The organism is Vibrio sp. 10N.286.48.B8 (assembly GCF_003050085.1).
Classification (GTDB): Bacteria; Pseudomonadota; Gammaproteobacteria; order Enterobacterales; family Vibrionaceae; genus Vibrio; species Vibrio crassostreae.
The window spans coordinates 271,434-286,975 of record NZ_PIGD01000004.1 but is presented as its reverse complement, the minus strand read 5'-3'; the positions used below and the strand labels follow the sequence as shown (position 1 = coordinate 286,975).

Here is a 15,542-nt window from a genome sequence, read left to right as displayed (position 1 = left end):
TTCTTCGTACATAACGCCTAGATTGTTTTGAGCTAGCGCAAGTCCTAGTTCAATGGCTTTTCTATACCAAGACACCGCTTCTTTATCATCTTGAGAGGCACCTCTGCCCTCTGCGTACATAACACCTAGATTATTTTGAGCTAGCGTATGTCCTTGCTCAGCGGCCTTTCTAAACCACAACACCGCTTCTTCATAATCTTGAATTACACCCACACCTCGCTCGTAAGATACTCCAAGATTATATTGAGCATCCATAGCACCCTGCTCAATAGCTTTTCTATACCAAGACACCGCTTCTTCATAATTTTGAGAAACACCTCGGCCTTCTGCGTACATGGTGCCTAGATTGTTTTGAGCTAGCGCGTGTCCTCGCTCTGCGGCCTTTCGATACCAAGACACCGCCTCTTTGTCATCTTGAGAGACACCTCGGCCTTCTCTGTACATAACGCCTAAATTGTTTTCAGCATCAACAGAACCCTGCTGAATGGCTTTTCTGAACCATGACACCGCTTCTTTGTCATCTTGAGAGACACCTCTGCCTTCTGCGTACATAACACCTAGATTGTTTTGAGCTAGCACATGCCCTTGCTCGGCGGCCTTTCTATACAAAGACACCGCCTCTTTGTCATCTTGAGAAACACCTCGGCCTTTTTCGTACATTAAGCTAATAGAAACTATTAAGAAAATTAAAATTCGCATCTCTGACTCTGTTGTATAAGTAATAATTATTATTTATGTGTGTAACTTGTGATTTCCACAAAATCTATGACAAGTAGTAGCAAAGTCGCTATAGCGACCTTTAAATAGCAAGTAATAAGATAATGCGATCTTCTCTTTGTGACTTTTTATAAAATCAATAAGTTAGAAGAAAGTCAATCGAGTGAATTGCTTATTGTTGCATATGTTGAATGTTTACTGCGTATGAGTGAATTCTAGTCGGGAAAGGCTCGTCGCTAAATTGTGTAGAGTATTCAATCTGTCAAATAAACGGGCAGGGATGTGACAGTAGAGAATCAACCGACTCGACTATTGAGAAGTTAACTAGGAATAAGTTCTTGAGGGTTAAACTTAACAAGTTCAGTAGCTGAAACTCCTGTGTTGCGTACATAACGAGTCACAAAGTTGTGCCCCCCCTCACGCATAACACAACTAGCTCCCCTAATGACTCACCGACGTTGAAAACAGATTGATAATCATCACGCCCGACAGAATCAAAGCGATGCCGATGATCGCGAAGATATCGAGCTTTTGTCCGTAAACAAGCCAAGACAAAGCTGCGACTAGCACGATCCCTGCCCCACACCAAATCGCATACGCTACGCCTAAAGAGATGGTTTGCACTGTTAGAGACAATAGATAGAAAGCACACCCGTAGCCAGCCAATACCGCGACAGTGGCAGGTAGAGAAGTAAACTGCTGCGTTTTAGGTAATAGAGAAGTAGCGACAACTTCAAGCACAATAGCGAGTGATAGCATCACTGGTGGTGGGAGAGGTAAAAGCATGTTCAAACCTACAACTAGAAAATAGGCGGCAAGCTTATGCTCTATTTATTTCCAGCAAATGTCCCTTCTACTTAGTTACGGTATAGACTTTCGATAGATTCTCTTAGCAACACCTTTCCTTTCGCTACCCCTTCAAACTCCATCAATTATTACAAATAGGTAATAATCATTTTCTATTTAAGGGGATTATCAAAACCTGTGACCACACCTATACTAGCTCCAACAAAACGAGAGAGCGGAAACATTTAAGCTCGACTACTCTTAACGAGTTGAACTTAATTGCAAAGTTATCCGCTGTACTGACATATAAAGGAAGCATCCAATGACTATCGAAATCAAATCTGGTCAAACTCATATCCAATCTAAAGCTATGGTCGCTTGGAAAGCGGGTGAGCCTCTAAAACGTGAAACTGTTGACGTTGAACTGCCAAAAGCAGGTGAAGTTCTTGTTCGTATCGTTGCGACTGGTGTTTGTCACACTGACGCATTCACATTATCAGGTGACGATCCAGAAGGTATCTTCCCTTCTATTCTTGGTCACGAAGGTGGCGGTATCGTTGAGATGATCGGCGAAGGCGTTACAAGTGTCGAAGTTGGCGACCACGTTATCCCACTTTACACAGCAGAATGTGGCGAATGTAAATTCTGTAAGTCTGGTAAAACTAACCTATGCCAAGCAGTTCGTGAAACGCAAGGTAAAGGCCTAATGCCAGACGGTACAAGCCGCTTCTCTATCAATGGTGAGACAATCTTCCACTACATGGGTTGTTCTACTTTCTCTGAGTACACAGTACTTCCAGAAATCTCACTAGCAAAAGTAAGCAAAGAAGCACCACTTGAAGAAGTTTGTCTTCTAGGTTGTGGCGTTACAACAGGTATGGGCGCGGTACTGAACACAGCTAAAGTTGAAAAAGGCGACAACGTTGCTGTATTTGGCCTTGGTGGTATCGGTCTTTCTGCAATCATTGGTGCTCGTATGGCTGGTGCTGACCGCATCATCGGTGTTGACATCAACGAGAGCAAATTCGAGCTAGCGAAACAACTTGGCGCGACTGACTGCATCAACCCAATGAACTACGACAAGCCAATCCAAGACGTTATCGTTGAGATGACAGACGGTGGTGTTGAGTACTCTTTCGAATGTATTGGTAACGTAAACGTGATGCGTCAAGCGCTTGAATGTTGTCACAAAGGTTGGGGCGAATCTGTAATCATCGGTGTTGCAGGCGCAGGTCAAGAGATCTCAACTCGTCCATTCCAACTAGTAACCGGTCGTGTATGGCGTGGTTCTGCTTTCGGTGGTGTTAAAGGCCGCTCTGAGCTTCCAGAAATCGTAAACCGTTACATGGCAGGTGAGTTTGGTCTTCAAGAGTTCATTACTCACACAATGAGCCTTGACGAAGTAAACGACGCATTCGACCTAATGCACAAAGGTGAATCTATCCGTACTGTTTTACACATGGACAGATAATTCTCCTTGGTCTCGGCACTTAGGTGTCGAGACCACAGTTCTGACTTAAGCATCAGAGCGAAACTGTCTTCACCACCTCCTGCCCGGTGGGTGGTGAAACTTTTACTCATATAGACAAATTTACTCCCAAACCATCAACCTAACGGAGCACAATAGATGACAATTGAAAACATTAGCCAAGCAAAGGTTGCTGGTGGTTGGCATAAACAATACACCCACTTTTCTGCAACGCTTGACTGCAACATGCGTTTCGCGATTTTCTTGCCACCGAATGCAAGCAAAGAAAACCCAGTACCTGTTTTATATTGGTTATCAGGCCTAACCTGTACCGATGAAAACTTCATGCAAAAAGCCGGCGTATTCAAAGCCGCGGCTGAGCAAGGCATTGCCATTGTTGCCCCAGACACAAGCCCGCGTGGCGAAGGTGTTGCCGACGATGAAAACTACGACTTAGGCCAAGGCGCAGGCTTCTACGTGAATGCTACTCAAGCGCCATGGGACAGCCATTACCACATGTACGATTACGTGGTAACAGAGCTACCAGCGCTGATTGAGTCTTTCTTCCCAGTGACATCAGTGAAATCAATTTCTGGTCACAGCATGGGCGGACATGGTGCACTAACGATTGGCATTAAAAACGAAGATAGCTACCGCTCTATCTCGGCATTCAGCCCAATCACGAACCCAATGCAATGCCCTTGGGGACAGAAAGCATTCAACCAATACTTGGGCTTAGATATTGAAGAGTGGAAGCACTACGATGCCTCTGAGCTTCTAAAAACCAAAGGCACTAAGCTGCCAATGTTGGTAGACCAAGGCGAAGCGGATAACTTCCTGATTGAGCAGCTTAAACCTGAGCAATTAGTCGAAGCGGCTAAGGTAACCAATGCCGATTTAGAGCTACGTATGCAGCCAGGTTACGACCACAGCTACTTCTTCATCTCTAGCTTTATTGATGAGCACATTGAGTTCCACGCGGCTTACCTAAACAAGTAGCGACACCTATTTAGCCCACACCTTGCAAAAGCGTGAGGTGTGGGCTTTTTTGTGCCTGCAATATGAGTTAATCCGCGATTGGCATCGATTAACACTTTCAAACACTCTTGCTATACCAACACAAACAATACAACGACAAAGGTACGAATATGAGCTGGTTTTTCTTGATGATGGGCGTAATGGCTGAAGCACTTTCTCACGTTGCACTTAAAGCCACTGACGGGTTTAGTTTGTCTAAACCAGTACCAGCTTTACTGGTTATCTCAGGGCACTTGGCAGCGTTTCTATTTTTGAGCCAAGCGATGAAGGGAATGCCAGTTGGTGTGGTGCACTCTTTATGGGCAGGTTTAGCTATCGTGACCGTGAGTCTGATTTCTACATTCGTTTACCGCCAGCACCTCGATACCATGGTTTGGATTGGCATGTTACTAGTGGCAGCCGGTGTTGTGATGATCAACCTGTCGCAAGGTCACTCACACTAGTGTAGATAGTGAGTTATTAACAGTGTGTCAATTCGTTCAAACTTCCTAACAGACAGGTGATGCCTTCACTTATTCATACTCTTACAATCAGCAAATCAAACCTGTTACCATAGCGTCTTCAACATCACCTATTTTGAAGGTTGCTATGAAAGCAATTAAGACTCTTTTCTTCCTGATGGTTTTATTGAGCGGTCTGTTTACCGCTTGGCTGTTTATCCCGATTCCAGCAACAATGGACAAGCAAACGCTCGACGTTCCATTGACGGAACCATTCAAGCTTGTGGCGTATCGCAGCAACCCGAATGATGCGAGCAAGCCGCTAACCTACCACTACTATGTGATTTCAGATGTGGTTGGTGTGGACGACATGGACCCGTTTCTAATTACGACAGACCAGTTTGTGAAGCTTGGCGAATTCGACGAGAACACATTCAACCTTACAGTTAACGGCAAGATTGAGAGCTACACCAACGATTTGTGGATCAAGAAAGCCGATGGCAAACTGCAGCACTGGTACGTAAGTATTAATGCCAACTACATTCGTTAAAGTCGGTATACAATAGAATCTATTATTAGACAGCGCTTGACTTCCAAGCGCTGTTTTTGTTTCTCGCCTCTCGCTTAAAACCTTCTCTCACTTTCCACCGACTACTGCCCTTTCCGCTGGAGATACGATAAGCTCAGCCAATGCTCAACGCCCAATAAATCAAAAATAATAAAGGATCACCCGTGGAATTTACGCTCGACAAATTTAACGGCATCATCATTGCTCCGGCAACCGCCCCTCAAGATGCTGATACATTTCATGCCGAACTTAGTGAAATCACCGAATTTTCAAAACAAAATAACAAAGGCATTATTTGGATTAGCTTACCTATTTCGCTCTCGCACCTCATTCCGGTAGCGACCGAACTTGGCTTTGTGTTCCACAACTGTCTAGAAGACGAGATTACGCTGATCCACAAATCCGAAATCGTCGAGTTTGTGCCTTTCATCCCGACCCATACTTTGGGAGCTGGAGCTCTGATCACCAACGGACACAATCAAGTGCTGATGATAAAAGAGCATGGCATGACAGGCTATAAACTACCTGGCGGCCACATTGAACTTGGCGAGGGTATTGAAGAGTCTGTGGTTCGAGAAACCTTGGAAGAGACGGGTATCAAAGCGGAGTTTGTATCGGTGGTTGGCATGGCAACGCGCCACCCATACCAGTTTGGCAAATCGAACCTCTACTTTGTTTGTCACCTTATCGCTCAAACTCGGGAGATTGCGATTCAAGACACCGATGAAATTGCAGAAGCAAAATGGGTCGATATTGAAGAGTACATTAACAACCCTGACAGTTACCCGTTTAATCGCCAGTTGGTCGGTTCTTTAATAGGGAAACAAGGATTAGAGCTTACTCAGCTAGAAGGTAATTCGGGCCCGAACCACAAGCCAGAAATCTTCTTTTCGAAAAGCTAGAATACTTCAAACATAAAAACGCCCAACTCACATGAATTGGGCGTTTTGCTTTTAATTTCTGTTTTTATTCAAGCCGACTGCGTTGTTAATTTTATCTAATTCAGAACGCTATCTTTAGAACATATCTATGTTAGAAAAAGCCTAGCGGATTAGTATCGTAGCTGATCAGCAGGTTCTTGGTGTTTTGATAATGGTCGAGCATCATCTTATGTGTCTCACGCCCAATGCCAGACTTCTTGTAACCACCAAACGCCGCATGTGCAGGGTAAGCATGGTAACAGTTAACCCAAATACGACCCGCTTCGATATTACGACCCATGCGGTAAGCAAGGTTGGCATCACGCGTCCATACACCTGCGCCCAAGCCATACTCGGTATCGTTGGCAATCTCTAACGCTTCTGCTTCATCTTTAAAAGTGGTGACAGCGATAACAGGGCCGAAGATCTCTTCTTGGAAAACACGCATTTTGTTGTGCCCTTCGAGCATGGTTGGCTGGATGTAGTAACCATTACCTAAATCATCTGGTTGCTGCGCGACTTCGCCACCTGTCAGCACTTTCGCGCCTTCTTGGCGGCCAATCTCAAGATAGCTCAGAATCTTATCGAACTGCTCTTTAGAAGCTTGTGCGCCAACCTGAGTATCGGTATCTAGCGGGTTACCTTGTTTGATGGTTTGAGCACGCTCGACTACTTTCGCAATGAACTTGTCGTATACCGATTCATGGATGAGCACACGAGAAGGACAGGTACACACTTCACCTTGGTTGAAGAACGCCAACAACATGCCTTCAACACACTTGTCTAGGTACTCGTCCTCATGGTCAAAGATGTCTGGGAAGTAGATGTTTGGAGACTTACCGCCAAGCTCAACGGTTGATGGAATCAAGCTTTCAGCCGCACATTTTAGAATATGGTGACCGACTTCTGTTGAACCCGTAAACGCCAACTTAGCCAAGCGGTCACTGGTTGCTAACGCTTGGCCTGCTTCGCTACCAAAACCATTCACGATGTTGACCACACCTGCAGGCAGGAGATCCGCTATCTTCTCCATCATCACCAAAATCGATGTCGGTGTTTGCTCGGCAGGCTTCATCACCACACAACAGCCCGCAGCCAGTGCAGGTGCTAGTTTCCAAGCCGCCATTAGAATCGGGAAGTTCCAAGGAATGATCTGACCGACTACGCCAATTGGCTCTGGGAAGTGGTAGCTTGCAGTGTTTGAATCGAGCTCGGCAGCACTGCCTTCTTGCGCTCGAATACAACCCGCAAAGTAACGGAAGTGATCGACAACTAACGGGATGTCTGCCGCCAGGGTTTCACGCACTGGTTTGCCGTTTTCCCATGTCTCGGCGACTGCGATCTCTTCTAGGTTTGCTTCAATACGGTCAGCAATTTTAAGTAGAATGTTCGAACGCTCTGTCACACTGGTCGCGGCCCAACTTGCACGAGCTGCATGTGCGGCATCGAGCGCTAAGCTAATGTCAGCCTCAGTTGAACGTGCCACTTGGCAATACACCAGACCATTCACTGGAGACGTGTTATCAAAATACTCGCCGCTGACAGGCTTCACCCACTCACCACCGATAAAATTATCGTACTGAGCTTTAAAGTTCACCACTGCGTTGTCACTACCCGGCTGTGCGTAAATCATAGTTAGATCCTTCTTAGATGTGTTGTTCGTTATTGAGCGAGAGCTGTCTTATTTTTGTTGCGACTTCTCTGAGAAAAGGACTCATGACAAGACGCCCATGTTTATTCTTTCTGTTTAAAACACTGATACTTCGTGTTTTCTTCACAGCAAGAACAACGCAAATCACACGCCACAACCTCAAGACTTGTTGTTAATAAATTGTAAAACTATGATTACCAAACATTTACAACCTAAAGTGAGTTGGTATTGAACAGCCGTATGGAAACCACTCCAGTGTTCAACTGTTCCAATTTGGTACACCCTCACTGTTACGACATGGAACAGTCATGCACCTTCAACAAGCAAACACCTCAGATTGGCTTTCGTCTTCTTGGCACCGCAGCACAGAAGCGGGGCTAAAACAGAGACGTCTTCCCGAAGATATTCGCCTGCCACAGTCGATTCTTAAGCAGCGACGTCATCAGTCATCGAGCTTGATTCAAATCGTCGAGCGCAATGCACTGCCTCTGTTCAACCAGATGTTTGCACGTACCGACAGTCGTTTGATCTTGACCGACATTGAAGGGGTGATTCTGGCTAGTTGGGGACAAGAGCGGTTTAGGGAAAAACTGACTTCGATTGCACTCAGCTCTGGTGCGTGTTGGCAGGAGCAACTCAAAGGCACCAACGCCATTGGCACGGCGATCGTGGAAGCTAAACCTGTAACCATCATTGGTGAGCAGCACTTCATCCACCAGCATCGATTTATCAGTTGCTCAGCAAGCCCAGTGTTTGATCATCAAGGGCAAATGGTTGGCGTATTGGACATTACCAGTGAGCAGCAGCAACACGACAGTTCGGTGCAGCTACTCGTTCAAAATATGGTTCAGCTTATTGAGAATCAGCTATTGAGCTATATCCCACAAGGCACGACTCGCATTGATCTCGCTTGTGAAAAATCGCTACTGCACAGTGGTTGGCAAGGGATCGTAATAGCGAATGAGGCTGGTGAGGTGGTGGCACATAATCAGGTCGCCTCTCAACTATTGGATCAAACCTCGATCGTCGGTGAGAGTATCGATACCCTCTTCAACCGAGCTTCAATAGATGCACCCTTTGTGTTTGAAAAACAGCACCTCAAACGACCAACAACCAAGCGCACACGCTCTATATCAGCATCATGTGATTTACACCATGGTGAACAACAGATAGAACACGCTTGGCAGCAGGCCAATAAGGTTATCGACAAAGGCATTAGCCTATTAATTCTAGGTGAAACAGGTGTCGGTAAGGGCGAGTTTGTTAAAGCGTTACACAAGCAAAGCCAGCGTAAATCATCGCCTCTAGTGGCGGTGAATTGCGGTGCGCTGCCTAAAGATCTTATCGAATCTGAACTGTTTGGTTACGCGCCGGGCGCCTTTACGGGAGCAAGCCACAAGGGCTTCCAAGGCAAGATCCGCCAAGCAGATAAAGGGATTCTATTTCTCGATGAGATCGCCGACATGCCTTTAGAAGCTCAGTGCCGACTGCTGCATGTTCTACAAGACAAATCCGTAGTACCTGTAGGTTCAAACCAGAGCTACCAAGTCGATTGCCAGATCATCGCTGCCACTCACAAAAACCTCGAGCAGTTAGTCGCAACCGGAGAGTTTAGGCAAGACCTGTATTACAGACTCAATGGCTTAGCCTTTACCTTGCCAAGCTTGCAACACCGACAAGATAAGCATGCTTTAATCGAGCACATTCACAGTAAATACGCCGAAGGTGAGCAGATAATCTGCCCACATTTGATGGGGTTGCTATGCGCCTATTCATGGCCAGGTAATATCCGCGAGTTAGACAACCTAATCAAAGTCGCCACTTTACTGGCGAGTGACGAACCACAACTCACACTCGAGCATGTGCCCAGCCACCTTGCTCAACATCTCACATCGCTAGCGCAAGGTAATCAGCATCAACTGACGCCTCCTAATACCATCAAAGGTACAGTGAGTAACGATTTAAGAAGTACCGTTGAAGAAACCTTGTTGCAAACGTATCAAGCGAACCAAGGCAACATCAGCAAGACATCGCGAATACTCGGCATCAGCCGCAATACGATTTATCGAAAACTAAAAAGCTTAGGTATTCTCTGATAATGAACACAGGCGCTCATAGCCTACCCTATCATCATCGAAAATAAAATTCACTTCCAGTGAGACATTTTGACCTCTGATTCGTAATGATCCAAAACGAAAGAGGGCTCAGATGCAAACAATCAACATAGTGTGGCTAAAGCGCGATTTAAGACTCACCGACCATGCACCTTTACAACATGCTTTATCAAATCAACACCCCACGATATTGCTCTACATTTTCGAACCCATGCTGCTAAACAATGCCCACTATTCTGAGCGACATTGGCGGTTTGTTTGGCAGTCGCTGCAATGCATGAACCAGTCGCTGAAAGAGTATGGACATCAGGTCTCAATACTTCATGGCAGTGCAGTGGACTGCTTCGAAGTGATCCAATCTCATTACCACATTAAAAACGTCTTCTCTCATCAAGAGATAGGATTAAATTGCACCTTTGAACGCGACGTACAACTCTCTACTTGGTTTAAAGAGCACAACATCCCATGGCAAGAGCTCGCACAGGGCGCTGTCGTGAGAGGGTCGAAAGACAGAATCGGTTGGGACAAGCATTGGAACAGTGTGATGCGTGCTCCCATAGAAGAAAGTCAGTTAACTACAGAATCACTGCATACCCTTGATGCTGAAGAGCTTGAACTCGCTATGGAACCTCCACAAGCATGGTTAGCCAAAGTTAACGGCATACAAACGGGCGGAAGTGCACTGGCATGGGCAACATTACACGACTTCTTTGAGCGCCGTGGTCGCGATTACTATCGCAGTATCTCAAGCCCAGAAGCTTCACGACATGCCTGTACACGTCTATCCCCATATTTAGCTTGGGGCAATATATCGCTGCGCGAAGTTTATCAACACCTATTGGGACACTGGCAAGTCGCTGGATTTCGTCGCAGCTTGATTGCTCTCTCTTCAAGGCTTCACTGGCACTGTCATTTCATGCAGAAGTTTGAATCGGAATGCGGGATGGAGTTTCGCTGCATCAACCACGCCTATGAGACGCTATTGCAGAATGAAACGGTAAAAGATCCGACACATCTTCAGGCATGGAAGATGGGGATGACAGGCGTGCCGTTGGTCGATGCCTGTATGCGCTGCCTGCATCATACGGGGTACATTAATTTCCGCATGCGCTCTATGCTGGTGAGCTTTCTCACTCACCATATGAACATGGACTGGCGTGATGGTGTCACACACTTAGCGCAGCTGTTCCTCGATTTTGAACCTGGCATTCATTACCCACAGTTTCAAATGCAAGCTGGGGTAACCGGCATCAACACCATCCGAATTTACAACCCAACCAAGCAAGCCCTAGAACACGATTCCGATGGGGACTTCATCCGAAAATGGGTACCCGAACTTTCAGACATACCCACTCCACTCCTGTTTGAGCCTTGGAAGATGACGCCTATGGAAATCATGATGCATGAGCTTGAACCAGAATCCCCTTACCTTAATCCAGTCGTCGATCTCGAAGCTAGCGCTAAAGAGGCACGAGTGCGTTTATGGTCATGGAGAAAGCTAACGGAAGTGAAACAAGAACGAAGTCGTATTTTGTCACGCCACGTTAGGCCACCGAAGAAACAGAGCAAAACAAAACGGGCAAGCTAATACAACGCGTTCCCTCTTTAAATCACTTATAAAAAGAGTGGTAATTCATTGGGTTAAATAAAATAATTTGTGACCGCCGTCATATAATGAGTAATAGACTCGCGGTCACAAACTAGAAAAGAAAAATAGTCGCCTTACTAAAACATTAAACTCTCCTAAGTATCATTAAAACGAATAAATACAGAAAGTTAGCGATTGCTAAATGATGATTTCCATCTTCCTCTAAACGTTACGACCAAAGCCAAAACTGCGCACTATGCAATCTTGTTTATATTTTTGATCTCCCTATTCTTTTTGTGTTCATTATTTTGAATTTTCCGTTCACTTATCTTGTTTAAAATCTCTGCAAAACTACCACTATTTAGCTAGAGAGATCATATGTTTAACAGTATACGAACGCGAATTGCGGTGAGTGCAGGCGGGGCGATGGCTTTCACCCTGTTGATCGCAATGGGCATGACCACTAGCGCTTTTACTGATGTGAATAAACAAGTCACAGAGAAAGTAAAACTACAGTTAACCGACGCTACGACAACCGATTTACAAAATACGGCACTTCAGCAAGGGTTGAACATTTCTAACCAACTTAATCCGGTATTAGCCAACTTAAAACAAGCACGTTCAATCATTGAGTTGAGTTCAGAAACGGACGCTAGCTCAGACCTTATCGTTCAACAGTTTACTGCCGCTTTAGAAGCACAAAACAAAGCCGTCTTTGCTGGCTACATGGTGTGGGAAAACAAAACTTGGCCACAACAAACCGATCTCAATGGCGAGATCAGCTTAGACAACAAATTAGGCTTTAACAGTCAGGGCTATCTTGCCCCTTTCTTCTCTCCCAATGACCAAAACAGCTTTGATGCGGTCGCAATGGAGAGCTTCAGCAATACTGAACTGAACAGCAATGGCGAACGCAAAGACGACTGGCACTTAATGCCTTACCAAACAGGTAAAACATTCGTAATGGAACCGTACTTCTATCCGGTTCGTGGTAAGCAAGAACTCATTACTACCATCAGCCAGCCGATCAAACAGAACGGTAAGATCATCGGCTCACTTGGTTTCGATCTGTCACTTCATGAACTGCAAAGCCAGAGTGAAGGTCTTGCTCGTCAACTGTTCGACGGACAAGGTAAAATTCTCATCACGTCATGGAAAGGCATTACCCTAGCCAACAGCAGCGCTAGAAACACGGTCGGTAAAAAGGTCTCGCCAGAGCTAGAAAAAGAATGGTCGCGAGTTCAGTCTATCGCTAAACAGTCTGGGGCTGGGTTGGTTACATTTGGCGGAGAGGAGTACGCCATAACTGCTATCGAGACTAACGCCGCACCGTGGGTAGTCATGGTGTCGGTTCCCAGTAGTCACCTTGCAAAAAGTGTCGACGAATACACCCAGTGGAGTGATGAACAGAATTCGAAAGCGCTTGAAAAAGGTGTGTGGGCGGGGATCGTCGCTGTTCTTCTAGGCATCATCTCTATGGCATTGATTGCCAACTCTCTGGGCAAAGTTCTCAATAACTTGGTCGAGCGCTTTAAAGATGCCGCACAAGGTGAAGGTGATTTAACCTATCGCATCGAAGTAAAAGGGAAAGATGAGACCGCGCAACTTGCTCACTGGTTCAATACCTTCCTATCTCGCATACAAGAGATGCTGCTTACTGTAATGGCGACAGCAGACCAAGTCGATAAGAACTCGACTGAGGGTCAAGCTCGTGCAGAGGTATCCCGTGACCAGTTGAACGCTCAAGTAAACGAAGTGAACTCACTCGCCACTGCAATCAATGAGATGAGTGCAACTGCACAAGAAGTAGCGAACTCAGCCGTTCAAGCCGCTGCGGCCGCTAGCCAGGTACAAAGTAATAGCCTTAACGGCATGACACGCATGGACAATGCCGCCAGCGCAGTTGATAGCTTGGCCACTCAAGTGAATGATGCTCAGCAACAAACGCAAAACTTAGTTGATTCAAGCACCGCCATTCAAGGTATTTTGAGTGAAATTGGCGGTATTGCAGAACAAACCAACCTACTTGCGCTTAACGCCGCGATTGAAGCAGCTCGTGCGGGTGAAGCCGGACGTGGCTTTGCGGTGGTGGCCGATGAAGTGCGTAACCTAGCAAACCGTACTCAAGGCTCGACCGAAGAGATTCGCTCAATGCTGGCGCGCCTAGAGCAAGAGACCCAATCTATCGTGGTATTGATGGAACAAAGCCAACAGCAAGCGAACAATACCAAAGGCGAAACTCAAGCGGCCCACTTAGCCCTATCAGAGATTAACCAAGCCATTGAAGTCATCAACGACATGAACAACCAAATCGCTTCCGCGGCTGAAGAGCAAAGCTCAGTATCCGAGGAGATTAACCGCAACGTGGTCATCATTAACGACACCGCCGTGGAAGTGATGGACACCATGACATCATCGGTAGAAATCAGTAATGAGCTGACAGTAAAAGCCGGAGATTTACACGGCGAGTTGAGTAAATTTAAGCTCTCTTAATTCACTCTATCTTCCATAAAAACAAGGCCGAGAAACGTAATGTTCTCGGCCTTTCTATTTCTTGAACACTCTCAGCAGTGCCTCTCACCAAACAACAAACCCTAATTGGAATCCAACTCAATCAGCTGGTTGATCACCTCTTTATCCAACACAGGATGATGCTTACTCGCAAGCAACAGTACGATGTCCACCGCAGGTAACGGCGGCATATCGTCGAGAACCTTCAAATCAGGCGTGACACTGAGCTTGCCCATCGCACCAATTGCCAACCCAGCTTTGACGATTGCACGCTGCGCTGAAGCCGTATTGCTACACGCCAAAAGCTGATAAGGGGTGTCTTGTTTGGTTAAGCCATTCACCGCCGCTGCATGGTATTTACAATCAGTCTGGAACAGAGCAAGCGGGACAGGTTTAGAATCATCAAACACAAAATCAGGGCTGCTTATCCAAACGCCCACATCACTGGTTAGCCAGTATCCCTCTTCACTATCGGGAGCGCGGGTCACAATCGCAGCATCAAGCCTACCATCATCAAGCCACTCTCTCAGCGTAATGCTTGGCAAGCTAAATACTTGAATGGAACACGTAGGTTCAGCGTTCTGCAACAAACGAATCACTTTCGGCAGAATACTGTCGTTGTAGTCTTCAGGGCAGCCGAGTCGCAGAGGTTGTTTGTCTTCGTAACGCTTTACTTGCTTAAGCGCGGTATTGTGTAGCGAGACCAACTGTTCAGCATGAGAACGCAGCGCTAAGCCTGCTTCAGTCAATACAAGGTTACGTCCTTCTTTTTGGAAAAGGGTGACGTTTAGCTCCTCTTCCAACTTACGCATCTGCGCACTGAATGCCGATTGGGTGCGATTTATCTGTTTCGCTGCACGTGTGAAGCTGCTGGTTTCCACAAACGCGAGAAAGCCTCGCAACGCATCAATATCCATATTGAAATCACCACCCATCGTTTTAATTAATGTATTGCATCAAAATTATCCGTTAGTGCGCCGCAATACAATCCCCTAAGCTCAAATACATACTCACCAAACGCAAGGAAGTACCTATGCAGCTTTATATTGGAAACCAGAACTACTCTACTTGGTCATTGCGCGCATGGCTCATATTCGATAACTACAACCTGAATGCAGACATCATCAAACTTAAGCTTTTCACCTCAGGTTTTTACGACACTCTGGCGAAAGTGACGCCAACGGCCAAGGTTCCAACCTTAGTAGATGGCGACATTGCGGTGTGGGATTCACTTGCCATTCTCGAATACGTTAACGACGCCCACTTGAACGGCGCAGCATGGCCAAAATCCACCAAAGAGCGTGCTCGTGCAAGAGCGATTTCCGCAGAGATGCACTCAGGATTCTTTGCTGTCAGGAATGAAATGCCAATGAATTGCCGAGCTAAAAGAAAGCTTACGCTGAGTGAAGGCGCGCTGAAAGACATCGAACGTATTGATGCGATATGGTCGACGCAGATGGATCAATACCCAGAAGGCTGGCTGTTTGATGAATGGTCGATTGCCGATGCGATGTTTGCACCTGTAGCACTGCGAGTCGAAACCTACGGCATCAAACTTTCGGATAAAGCCCAGCAGTATCAACAACGTGTGTTGAATAGCCCGTCGATAAAGAAATGGTTGGCGGAGGCGAGTTTAGAAAAAGATATCGTTGAAGAAGACGAGGCAGGAGAACCTGTTTAATTTGTAACGAATGAGTCTCGAATAACTTCGAGACTCATTGTTTTCATAAGGGAATACGAT

At 46.1% G+C, this 15,542-nt stretch carries 13 protein-coding genes; 9 read left to right on the top strand and 4 right to left on the bottom strand.

Annotated elements, in window-relative coordinates:
- The coding region (locus CWO08_RS24355; RefSeq protein WP_181360037.1) for a tetratricopeptide repeat protein at positions 1–699 on the bottom strand (699 nt) is incomplete at its 3' end.
- Positions 700–1,158: 459 nt separating this feature from the next.
- A complete protein-coding gene (locus tag CWO08_RS07560; protein WP_108020188.1) occupies positions 1,159–1,503 on the bottom strand; it encodes a multidrug efflux SMR transporter in 345 nt (114 codons plus the stop codon).
- Between the two features lie 322 nt (positions 1,504–1,825).
- Here CWO08_RS07560 and CWO08_RS07555 point away from each other — a divergent pair, with 322 nt between their 5' ends.
- From CWO08_RS07555 to CWO08_RS07535, 5 genes are all read left to right on the top strand, one after another.
- Complete coding sequence (locus CWO08_RS07555; protein ID WP_108020187.1) at positions 1,826–2,974, top strand: S-(hydroxymethyl)glutathione dehydrogenase/class III alcohol dehydrogenase; 1,149 nt, start codon at positions 1,826–1,828, stop codon at positions 2,972–2,974.
- 156 nt (positions 2,975–3,130) lie between these two features.
- On the top strand, positions 3,131–3,970 hold the full coding sequence (fghA, locus tag CWO08_RS07550) for an S-formylglutathione hydrolase (RefSeq protein ID WP_102530133.1): 840 nt from the start codon (positions 3,131–3,133) through the stop codon (positions 3,968–3,970).
- A 149-nt stretch (positions 3,971–4,119) separates the two neighbouring features.
- Positions 4,120–4,452, top strand: a complete 333-nt coding sequence (locus CWO08_RS07545; RefSeq protein WP_048658977.1) for a multidrug efflux SMR transporter — start codon at positions 4,120–4,122, stop codon at positions 4,450–4,452.
- 145 nt (positions 4,453–4,597) lie between these two features.
- Positions 4,598–4,999, top strand: coding sequence for a hypothetical protein (locus CWO08_RS07540; protein ID WP_048663815.1), 402 nt, complete (start codon positions 4,598–4,600; stop codon positions 4,997–4,999).
- A gap of 182 nt (positions 5,000–5,181) precedes the next feature.
- Positions 5,182–5,919 carry an NUDIX domain-containing protein gene (locus tag CWO08_RS07535; RefSeq protein ID WP_102530510.1) on the top strand — a complete coding sequence of 246 codons (738 nt, stop codon included), beginning with the start codon at positions 5,182–5,184 and terminating at the stop codon, positions 5,917–5,919.
- A gap of 130 nt (positions 5,920–6,049) precedes the next feature.
- On the opposite strand, the gene CWO08_RS07530 is transcribed toward CWO08_RS07535, so the two are convergent.
- Entirely contained in the window at positions 6,050–7,570 is a 1,521-nt protein-coding gene (locus tag CWO08_RS07530) for an aldehyde dehydrogenase family protein (protein ID WP_108020186.1), read from the bottom strand.
- A 326-nt stretch (positions 7,571–7,896) separates the two neighbouring features.
- On the opposite strand from CWO08_RS07530, the gene CWO08_RS07525 reads away from it, so the two are divergent.
- The 3 genes from CWO08_RS07525 (at position 7,897) to CWO08_RS07515 (ending at position 13,783) form a co-directional block, all read left to right on the top strand.
- Entirely contained in the window at positions 7,897–9,684 is a 1,788-nt protein-coding gene (locus CWO08_RS07525; RefSeq protein WP_108020185.1) for a sigma-54-dependent Fis family transcriptional regulator, read from the top strand.
- Between the two features lie 112 nt (positions 9,685–9,796).
- Positions 9,797–11,290, top strand: coding sequence for a cryptochrome/deoxyribodipyrimidine photo-lyase family protein (locus tag CWO08_RS07520; protein ID WP_108020184.1), 1,494 nt, complete (start codon positions 9,797–9,799; stop codon positions 11,288–11,290).
- Positions 11,291–11,668: 378 nt separating this feature from the next.
- Complete coding sequence (locus tag CWO08_RS07515) at positions 11,669–13,783, top strand: methyl-accepting chemotaxis protein (protein WP_108020183.1); 2,115 nt, start codon at positions 11,669–11,671, stop codon at positions 13,781–13,783.
- Between the two features lie 101 nt (positions 13,784–13,884).
- Here the strand turns inward: CWO08_RS07515 and CWO08_RS07510 are convergent, their stop codons facing one another.
- Positions 13,885–14,736: a LysR family transcriptional regulator gene (locus CWO08_RS07510; protein WP_102478518.1), complete on the bottom strand. Its 852-nt coding sequence runs from the start codon at positions 14,734–14,736 to the stop codon at positions 13,885–13,887.
- Positions 14,737–14,834: 98 nt separating this feature from the next.
- On the opposite strand from CWO08_RS07510, the gene CWO08_RS07505 reads away from it, so the two are divergent.
- The gene (locus tag CWO08_RS07505) at positions 14,835–15,482 is read left to right on the top strand and encodes a glutathione S-transferase family protein (RefSeq protein WP_102478519.1); all 648 of its coding nucleotides are present in this window, start codon (positions 14,835–14,837) and stop codon (positions 15,480–15,482) included.
- Positions 15,483–15,542: the final 60 nt, after the last annotated feature.

Excerpts from the sequence above, each read along its gene's own strand:
- CWO08_RS07555 (WP_108020187.1), top strand. The coding sequence starts at position 1,826 with ATGACTATCGAAATCAAATCTGGTCAAACTCATATCCAATCTAAAGCT.
- CWO08_RS07525 (WP_108020185.1), top strand. The coding sequence starts at position 7,897 with ATGCACCTTCAACAAGCAAACACCTCAGATTGGCTTTCGTCTTCTTGG.
- fghA (WP_102530133.1), top strand. The coding sequence starts at position 3,131 with ATGACAATTGAAAACATTAGCCAAGCAAAGGTTGCTGGTGGTTGGCAT.
- CWO08_RS07515 (WP_108020183.1), top strand. The coding sequence starts at position 11,669 with ATGTTTAACAGTATACGAACGCGAATTGCGGTGAGTGCAGGCGGGGCG.
- CWO08_RS07540 (WP_048663815.1), top strand. The coding sequence starts at position 4,598 with ATGAAAGCAATTAAGACTCTTTTCTTCCTGATGGTTTTATTGAGCGGT.
- CWO08_RS07505 (WP_102478519.1), top strand. The coding sequence starts at position 14,835 with ATGCAGCTTTATATTGGAAACCAGAACTACTCTACTTGGTCATTGCGC.
- CWO08_RS07530 (WP_108020186.1), bottom strand. The coding sequence starts at position 7,570 with ATGATTTACGCACAGCCGGGTAGTGACAACGCAGTGGTGAACTTTAAA.
- CWO08_RS07510 (WP_102478518.1), bottom strand. The coding sequence starts at position 14,736 with ATGGGTGGTGATTTCAATATGGATATTGATGCGTTGCGAGGCTTTCTC.
- CWO08_RS07520 (WP_108020184.1), top strand. The coding sequence starts at position 9,797 with ATGCAAACAATCAACATAGTGTGGCTAAAGCGCGATTTAAGACTCACC.
- CWO08_RS07560 (WP_108020188.1), bottom strand. The coding sequence starts at position 1,503 with ATGCTTTTACCTCTCCCACCACCAGTGATGCTATCACTCGCTATTGTG.
- CWO08_RS07545 (WP_048658977.1), top strand. The coding sequence starts at position 4,120 with ATGAGCTGGTTTTTCTTGATGATGGGCGTAATGGCTGAAGCACTTTCT.